This is a genomic window from Mitsuaria sp. TWR114, assembly GCF_007997345.1.
Window position 1 is genome coordinate 1 of sequence record NZ_VOSR01000111.1, and the last position, 8,698, is coordinate 8,698.

Consider the following 8,698-nt stretch of genomic DNA (forward strand, 5'->3'; position numbering starts at 1 on the left):
CCGGGTCCTGCCGCATCAGCCCGAGCTTGCAGAAGCTCACCAGGTAGGGATGCGCCTTGGCCGGGCTCATGCCGGCGGCCTGGGACAGCGCCTTCAGCGGCAGCGGCTGGCCGCGCGCCGCAGCGGCCTTCAGCAGCCGGCCGCCGACCTCGATGCTCTGGATGCCGCGCCGGTCCTCGCGGTCCTCGCGCTCATCTCGGTCGTCGGCAGTGTCTTCGGTGCTCATGCTTGTCTCGGTCAATGGCGGGGCGCAGTATCCATCGCGGCCGCGCCCGCCGCGATTCAGCATTGTTGAACACATTCAGCCAACCGGCTATATTCGCGATCAACAAATCAATTCTGCTTTGCTGAATTTCGCAAGCAGACGCCAGGAGACCTCATGACCCAGCCGACCAAGCAGTTCGCCAGCCACGCCGACGTCGAGGAGAAGCAGGTCTCCTTCGTCAAGCTCAGCGACAACGCCTACGCCTACACGGCCGAGGGCGATCCCAACACCGGGATCATCATTGGCGACGACGCGGTGATGGTCGTCGACACCCAGGCCACGCCGGTGATGGCGCAGGACGTCATCCGCCGCATCCGCGAGGTCACCGACAAGCCGATCAAGTACGTGGTGCTCAGCCATTACCACGCGGTCCGGGTGCTGGGCGCCTCCGCCTATGCGCCAGAGCAGGTGATCGCCAGCCGCGACACCTACGACCTCATCGTCGAGCGCGGCGAGCAGGACAAGGCCAGCGAGATCGGCCGCTTCCCGCGCCTGTTCCGCAATGTCGAATCGGTGCCCGCCGGGCTGACCTGGCCGACGATCACCTTCCAGGGCGCGATGAGCATTTGGCTGGGCCGGCTGGAGGTGCAACTGCTGCAGCTCGGCCGCGGGCACACGAAGGGCGACACCGTCGCCTGGCTGCCGGAGCAGAAGATCCTCTTCTCCGGCGACCTGGTCGAGTTCGACGCCACGCCGTATGCCGGCGATGCGTATTTCGCGGACTGGCCGCAGACGCTGGACAACATCGCCCGGCTGGAGCCGCGGGCGCTGGTCCCAGGGCGTGGCGCGGCGCTGACGACGCCGGAGTCGGTCGCGCAGGGGCTGGCGGGGACCCGCAGCTTCATCGCCGACCTGCATGCGTCGGTGAAGGCCGGCGTGGCGGCAGGCAAGGACTTGAACGCCGTCTACAAGGACACCTTCGCGGTCATGAAGCAGAAGTACGGGCACTGGGTCATCTTTGATCACTGCATGCCCTTCGATGTGACGCGCTGCTATGACGAGGTGACGCAGTTCCGCGATCCGAGGGTCTGGACGGCGGAGCGGGATCAGGAAATGTGGAGGACCTTGGAAGGCTGATGGCCCTCACCCCCACCCTCTCCCGCAAGCGGGAGAGGGAGTCCGACCGGCTGACTGCTGATCCAGGGAAATTCGACCGGCTGAAGGGATCTCCATGGAAGACCGGGCGGCTGGCCGCTGGGCCAGGAACACTTCGATGAATGCCAACCCGACCGTGGTGTCGCCTGAGGTCGACTACCAGCGCATCGTCTATCCGTACCGTCGCAGCGCGGACCAGGACGCGCATGCGCGCGGCGACGTGGCGCGGCATCCGGTCGTCGTCGTGGGCGCGGGGCCGGTGGGGCTGTGCGCGGCGATCGACCTCGCGCTGCAGGGCGTGCCGGTCGTGCTGCTGAACAACGACGGCCGGCTGTCGGTCGGCTCGCGCGCGCTGTGCTTCGCCAAACGGACACTGGAGATCCTCGACCGGCTGGGCTGCGGTCAGCGGCTCGTCGACAAGGGCGTCTCCTGGGGCGTGGGCCGGGTGTTCTTCCGCGACGCGCAGGTCTACCAGTTCGACCTCCTGGCCGAGTCCGGCCACCAGCGCCCCGCCTTCGTCAACCTGCAGCAGTACTACGTCGAGGGCTTCCTCGTCGAGCGCGCGCTCGAACTGCCGCTGCTGGACCTGCGCTGGCACCACGGCGTCACCGGCGTCGAGGCGCGCGACGACCACGTCGCATTGACCCTCGAGACGCCGGACGGCCCCTACACGCTGCTGGCCGATCATGTCGTCGCCTGTGACGGCGCGCGCTCGACGGTCCGCCGCCTGATCGGCCAGGAGAGCCACGGTCGCACCTTCCAGGATCGTTTCCTCATCGCCGACGTGCGCATGAACGCGCCCTTCCCCGCCGAGCGCTGGTTCTGGTTCGACCCGCCCTTCCACCCCGGCCAGAGCGTGCTGCTGCACCGCCAGCCCGACGGTGTCTGGCGCATCGACTTCCAGCTCGGCTGGGATGCCGATCCGGAGCTGGAGAAGCAACCCGAGCGCATCCTGCCGCGGGTGCGCACGCTGATGAGGGAGGCCTCGCGCGCCGCGGGCGGCGACGGTGCGGTGCCGGACATCGAGCTCGTCTGGGCCAGCGTCTACACCTTCGCCTGCATGCGCATGGACAGCTTCCGCCATGGCCGCATCCTTTTCGCCGGCGACGCAGCGCATGGTGTCTCGCCCTTCGGCGCGCGCGGCGCCAACTCCGGCATCCAGGACGCGGACAACCTCGCGTGGAAGCTGGCGGCCGTCGTGCAGGGCCGCGCCCCGCTCGCGCTGCTCGACGGCTACGCCCGCGAGCGTGAGCTCGCGGCGGACGAGAACCTCCTGCACTCCACGCGCTCCACCGACTTCATCACTCCCAAGAGCGAGATCAGCCGCGTCTTCCGCGACGCCACGCTGACCTTGGCCAAGGATTTCGACTTCGCCCGCCGCCTGGTCAACAGCGGCCGCCTGTCGGTGCCAACGACGCAATACGGCCAACCCGCACCAGACGCACCGATCCGCATCGATGGCCATGACGACTGGCTGCTGCGCCAGATGCGTCCGGGCCGCTTCACCGCCCTGGTCTTCGACACCCCGCCCCCCACGAAGGGCGAACAGCGAGTCTCACTGGGGCCGGAATGGGGCTTGGGGGTCCAGGAGGGATCCCCCATGCCCCGTGGAGAGCCCGCGCCTGGCCTCCCGCAGGTAGACGTGGCAGTCCGCCCACTGCCGGACCTGCCCCACCTCCCGCACGAGGACGTGCCTGTGCTCCTGCGCATCAACGACGCGTCCGACCCTCACGGCCTGGTCCGCGCTCGCTACGACGCCGAGCCGGGCCTTGTGGTTCTGCTGCGTCCGGACCAGCACGTCTGCGCCCGTCTCCACCACCCGACCGCGGCCGAACTCCAATCGGCCCTGCGCCGTGCGCTGGCGCAGGATGCCGCCCTCGAGGAGACGCCCGCATGCCGCTGATCACCTCGCCCAATTTCGACGCCGGCGACGACTTCTACGAAGCCTTGCTCGCCGCGCATCAAGGTCTCGAACCCGCGCAGAGCCACGCCTTCAACGCGCGGCTGATCCTGCTGCTTGCCAACCACATCGGCCGTCAGGACGTGCTGCTTGAAGCGCTGTCCGCGGCCGCCCGTTCCACTTCCAGCGATGCCCCGCCCGCTGGCTTCGCTTCCCACGAGGACCCGCATGAACGCACCTGAGCCCCTTCGCGCGACCGAGCCCGGCGCCGCCGCGCCGAACGCGCCCCGCTACCAGAGCGGCTTCGGCAACCAGTTCGAGACCGAGGCGATCCCCGGCGCCCTGCCGCGCGGCCGCAACAGCCCGCAGCGCGCGCCGATGGACCTCTACCCGGAGCTGCTCTCGGGCAGCGCCTTCACCGCGCCCCGGGTCGAGAACCGCCGCACCTGGTTGTACCGCCGGCAGCCGTCGGTGGTGACCGGCGCCTTCCATGCCTATGAGCAGCCGTTCTGGACCAGCGGCGCCGCCGGCGGTGTCGCGGCGCCGCCCGACCCGCTGCGCTGGCATCCGTTCCCGATGCCGGACGATCAGCCGGGCGCGACTGGCGTCGACTTCATCGACAGCCTCAAGACCATCGTCAGCAACGGCGACCCCGATGCGCAGACCGGCATGGCCGCGCTGATCTACGCCTTCAACCGTCCGATGATGCGCCGCGCGCTGATGAATGCCGACGGCGAGATGCTGATCGTCCCGCAGCAGGGCGGGCTGCGGCTCACGACGGAGATGGGCGTGCTGGACGTCGTGCCCGGCGAGATCGCGCTGATCCCGCGCGGCGTGACCTTCCGGGTCGAGGCGCACAACGGCGCGGCCCGCGGGTATGTCTGCGAGAACTACGGCGCCGCGTTCCGGCTGCCGGAGCTCGGCCCGATCGGCTCCAACGGCCTGGCCAATCCACGCGACTTCCTCGCTCCCGCGGCCGCGCACGAGCCCGATGGTGCGCCTTACGAGGTCATCCGCAAGACCGGCGGCGCGCTGTGGCGCAACGCGCAGGCGGTGACGCCGTTCAACGTGGTCGCCTGGCACGGTAACCTGACGCCGCTGAAGTACGACACCGCGCACTTCATGACGATCGGCTCGATCAGTTTCGACCATCCCGATCCGTCGATCTTCACCGTGCTGACCTCGCCCAGCGACACGCCCGGCACCGCCAACTGCGACTTCGTGATTTTTCCGCCGCGCTGGCTGGTGCAGGAGGACACCTTCCGTCCGCCCTGGTACCACCGCAACGTGATGAGCGAGTTCATGGGCCTGATCCACGGCCAGTACGACGCCAAGCCCGAGGGCTTCCGCCCCGGCGGCGCCAGCCTGCACAACTGCCTGGTGCCGCACGGCCCGGACGCCGATGCCTTCGAGGCGGCGAGCACGCGGACCCTCACGCCGCAGAAGCTCGATCACACGCTGGCCTTCATGTTCGAGAGCCGCTGGCGCTTCCGCCCGTCCGAATGGGCGCTGCGTGGTGGCGCGCTCGACGCGGACTATGCCGCCTGCTGGGGCGGGCTGAAGGACAAGTTCAAGCCGGCGTGAGCGTCGCCGCTCGCGCTCCGAGAGCGCTTTCAAGCACACGAACAACGAAAGACCTGATCCGATGACCGACCTCGACCACACCCACGACCCGGCGCTGCGCAGCTGGGTCGCGTCCGCGAATGCCGCGGACACCGACTTCCCGATCCAGAACCTGCCGCTGGGCATGGCCCGCGCCGCCGGCTCGACCGGCGCCTTCCGTCCGGTGACGGCGATCGGCGACCAGGTGCTGGACCTGATCGCCGCGGCCGAGCTGGGCGCGCTGTCGGACGCGCTCGGCGCGGTCCTGCGCACCTGCGAGGGCCACGGCCTGAATCCGTTGATGGCGATCGGGCCCGGCCTGCGCCGGCAGCTGCGGCATGAGCTCGTCGCGGCGCTCCAGGACGATGCGGGACCGAAACAGGCCGCCCAGCTGGCGCCGGCGCTCAAGCCGATGAGCGAGGTCGAGATGACGCTGCCCTGCCGCATCGGCGATTACACCGACTTCTACGCCGGCATCCATCATGCGACGGCCGTGGGCAAACTCTTCCGCCCCGACAACCCGCTGCTGCCCAACTACAAGTGGGTTCCGATCGGGTACCACGGGCGCGTGTCGTCGATCGGCGTCAGCGGGCAGATCTTCCGCCGCCCGCTCGGCCAGACCAAGGCGCCCGAGGCCGAAGCGCCGGGCTTCGGGCCGGTCAAGCGGCTGGACTATGAGCTGGAGGTCGGCGCGCTGGTGGCCACCGGCAACGAGCCGGGCCGTCCGGTCCCGATCGACGAGGCGGAGCAGCACCTGTTCGGCCTGGTGCTGCTGAACGACTGGTCCGCCCGGGACCTGCAGGCGTGGGAATACCAGCCGCTGGGTCCGTTCCTGGCGAAGAGCTTCGCCACGACGATCTCGCCGTGGGTGATCACGATGGAAGCGCTGGCGCCGTTCCGGCGCGCCTTCACGCGGCCCGACGGCGATCCGCGGCCGCTGCCCTACCTGGACGGCGCCGCCAACCGCGAGCGCGGCGCCATCGGCATCCGTCTGGAGGTCCACCTGCAGACGCGCGCGATGCGCGACGCGGGCCAGGCGCCCGCGAAGCTGATGGCCTCGGACTTCGCCGATGCCTACTGGACGATCGCGCAGATGCTGACGCACCACGCGAGCAATGGCTGCAACCTGCAGCCGGGGGATCTCTTCGGCTCGGGGACGATGTCCGGTCCCGCGGCCGACCAGGGCGGCTCGTTGCTGGAACTGACCCAGGGCGGCAAGCAGGCGATCACGCTGCCCGGCGGCGAGCAGCGCACCTTCCTGCAGGACGGCGACAGCGTGGCGCTGGTCGGCCGCTGCGAGGCGCCAGGGCGGCGCGCGATCGGCTTCGGGCCGTGCGTGGGCACGGTGATGCCGGCGGTGGCCTGAGGGGTCGTCGGCGACGAGGAATCGGGCCGGTCTGGATTGCGCCAGTCTCCAGGCGCGCCCGCAGCCGGGGCGTTCGACTCGACGGAACAACGAACGGGATGACCTTCGTCCTGTTCGTGACGGCTTCTTCTCCGCAGAATGCGTCATCCGTTGGCTCTGCCTTCGCTCCCTTTGGACATCGCATGCCCGCTGCTTCTTCATCGCTGGATCCTGACCTCGAAGGATTGGCCGAGCAATTCGCCCTCAAGGCGGAGGCTGCGCCAGATGATGCGCTTCGAGAGTGGTCTGAGAGCACCACGTCGTTACGGCCCGAGCTACAGGCAGCCGCTGCGCGGATCGCCAACCAGCGTCTGACTTGGCGCGCCCGGGCGCTGCTGAGCACTCGCCCGAACGGTGCCGCGCTTCTGATGCAGTGGTCCGCAGAAGTCGCGCAGCGGCCCCGACTCATGCGACTGCAGGGCACGCCCCCTCGTTCGTCTTATGCCTATTGCGCCAGTCTGGTGCTGCAACGCGGGTCGCGTGCCGCGGCGGCGGGTCTGCGCGAAGGACGGCTGACCATCGTCGGTCTCAGGCGGGACACGTCCACGCTGGACAACAAGGGTCGCGGGGTGTACGACGACGACATCGTCGTCCTGAACGGCGCCGCCGGACTTCACAGCGTTCGCGTCTTCCCCGCCTGCACGGAACCGGGCGCGCAGTACTCGCAGCGCGCCAAGCCTGTGGCCAGCGGAGGGCGGGTCGATCCTCGCTATGCCGGCGTGACCTTCAAGAAGATCGAGGGCGCGGACGTCAATGGCGATGGCATCCTCGACGCGGGCCGTCTGCGCGCCGGCACTTACCTTTTCGCGGAGAAGGACGGTGGGTACATGGACGCGCGCGCGTTCCAATCGCTGTCGGCGCAGGTCGCCGAGCGGGACACCAACGGTGACGGGCGATTCAACGCGAGCGACCCGAACCGCATCGACCTGAAGGGCGCCGGCACCTCGATGTACATCCATCGCGGCGGCATCCAGGCCAACCGCAACACCTGGTCCGCGGGTTGCCAGACGGTTCCCGACAACCGGTACGGCGCCTTCCTCGCTTCCCTGGGACGCATCAAGACCTTTCACTATGTGCTCATCGATGGCGACTGATCGGACCTTCAAGCCCGCGTTCCGGGCCCTCGCTGCCTTGGTGGCCTTGACCTGGGCCGGGACGGCTTTGGCCAGCTCGCCGACATCGGCTCGCAGTCAATGCGAGATCGGGGCATTCGTCCAGGAGACCGACCCCGCCGGCCTGAACGTCCGTGCGGCGCCAAACGCCAAGGCCAAGATCCTGGGCAAGCTGCTACCGGTTCATGTCGATCCGGAGCAAGGCTATCGGACCCGTGCCGAAGTCGAGGTCGTCGCGTCCGACAACGGATGGTTCCTCATCCGCAACGCTCGCGACAACGCGGACATGACCGGTCAGCCCGAGCGCCCCATGTACAAGGGCGAAGGATGGGTGAGCGGCAGCCGCTTGATCGTGAAGTCACAGGCCAACGTGGGCAGGGCAGCGCCGCTCGCCAGTGCGCCGGAAGTCCTGCGGTTCCGGGACGGCGACACCTTCGACAGCAGCGCCATGATGGACGGCGGCCGGTTGGCGGCCTGCATGGGCAAGTGGGCGCAAGTGGAGTTCTCGGAGGGCCGACTGCCCGCCGAGATTCGCGAGAAGCTGCAAGTCAGCCCGCCCGCTCGACAAGGCCTGCCTGCTGGCCGTTTCCGGGCCTGGGTCGACAAGATCTGTGATTTGCAGGAAACCAGCTGCAGCGGGCTGGGCGGCGATGCGCCCTGAGGTGTTGGAGCGCCTCATTCCTGTCCTTCATGGCTGTGACCGCTCCAGGGAGCGCCCCGCCGCCCGCACCGCCTGCACGATCTGCTCGACCTCGACGCAGCCGTAGCCCATGCACAGCCCGTGCACCGAGGGCTTGCCCAGCGCGTACGCGGACAGCGGCAGGACGCCCGGCATGTGCTGCTGGACCGTGTCCAGCAGCACCGGCATCGCCGCCGGCCGGCGGGCCCGCACGCTCAGGTGCAGGCCGGCCGCGCCGGGCAGCACCTCCACCCAGCGGCCCAGCGCCGCGTCCAGTCCCTTGACCAGCGCTTCCCGGCGTTGCCGGTAGATCGGCCGCATGCGGCGGATGTGGCGCGCCAGATGCCCGTCCGCGATGAAGGCGGCCAGCGTCGCCTGGGTCACCGCGTCGCCGTGTGAATCGCTCGTGCGCCGGATGTCCACCAGGGCATCGCGCGCCCAGGGCGGCGTCACCACGAAACCCTTGCGCAGCGACGGGAACAGGCTCTTCGAGAACGTGCCGACGTAGAAGACCCGCCCCTCGCGATCGAGCGTCTGCAGCGCGTCCTGCGCATGGGGCTCGAACTGGAACTCGCCGTCGTAGTCGTCCTCCACGATCACCGCGCCGAGCTCGCGCGCGCGGGCCAGCAGCGCCTGGCGC

General features: G+C 69.3%; 9 protein-coding genes. 7 read left to right on the forward strand and 2 right to left on the reverse strand.

Going from position 1 to position 8,698, the window contains the following annotated elements; genetic code table 11:
• The coding region (locus FUT87_RS05515; RefSeq protein WP_147240341.1) for a helix-turn-helix domain-containing protein at positions 1–226 on the reverse strand (226 nt) is incomplete at its 3' end.
• A 153-nt stretch (positions 227–379) separates the two neighbouring features.
• Between FUT87_RS05515 and FUT87_RS05520 the strand changes: the two genes are divergently transcribed.
• The 7 genes from FUT87_RS05520 to FUT87_RS05550 all read left to right on the forward strand — a co-directional run bounded on the left by FUT87_RS05520 (position 380) and on the right by FUT87_RS05550 (position 8,040).
• Positions 380–1,342 (forward strand): MBL fold metallo-hydrolase, encoded by a 963-nt coding sequence (locus FUT87_RS05520; RefSeq protein ID WP_147240342.1) that lies wholly within the window; start codon positions 380–382, stop codon positions 1,340–1,342.
• 136 nt (positions 1,343–1,478) lie between these two features.
• Positions 1,479–3,263, forward strand: coding sequence for an FAD-dependent oxidoreductase (locus FUT87_RS05525; protein WP_147240343.1), 1,785 nt, complete (start codon positions 1,479–1,481; stop codon positions 3,261–3,263).
• Complete coding sequence (locus FUT87_RS05530) at positions 3,254–3,502, forward strand: DUF2783 domain-containing protein (protein WP_147240344.1); 249 nt, start codon at positions 3,254–3,256, stop codon at positions 3,500–3,502. Before FUT87_RS05525 ends, FUT87_RS05530 begins: the two co-directional genes overlap by 10 nt.
• The gene (gene hmgA / locus FUT87_RS05535) at positions 3,489–4,844 is read left to right on the forward strand and encodes a homogentisate 1,2-dioxygenase (protein WP_147240345.1); all 1,356 of its coding nucleotides are present in this window, start codon (positions 3,489–3,491) and stop codon (positions 4,842–4,844) included. Before FUT87_RS05530 ends, hmgA begins: the two co-directional genes overlap by 14 nt.
• Before the next feature lie 61 nt (positions 4,845–4,905).
• Positions 4,906–6,228, forward strand: a complete 1,323-nt coding sequence (gene fahA, locus FUT87_RS05540) for a fumarylacetoacetase (protein WP_147240346.1) — start codon at positions 4,906–4,908, stop codon at positions 6,226–6,228.
• A gap of 98 nt (positions 6,229–6,326) precedes the next feature.
• Positions 6,327–7,361, forward strand: coding sequence for a hypothetical protein (locus tag FUT87_RS05545; protein WP_147240347.1), 1,035 nt, complete (start codon positions 6,327–6,329; stop codon positions 7,359–7,361).
• A gap of 37 nt (positions 7,362–7,398) precedes the next feature.
• Complete coding sequence (locus tag FUT87_RS05550) at positions 7,399–8,040, forward strand: SH3 domain-containing protein (RefSeq protein ID WP_186830372.1); 642 nt, start codon at positions 7,399–7,401, stop codon at positions 8,038–8,040.
• A gap of 27 nt (positions 8,041–8,067) precedes the next feature.
• Here FUT87_RS05550 and FUT87_RS05555 read toward each other — a convergent pair.
• A partial coding sequence (locus tag FUT87_RS05555; protein WP_147240349.1) for an aminotransferase class I/II-fold pyridoxal phosphate-dependent enzyme occupies positions 8,068–8,698 on the reverse strand: 631 nt, incomplete at its 5' end.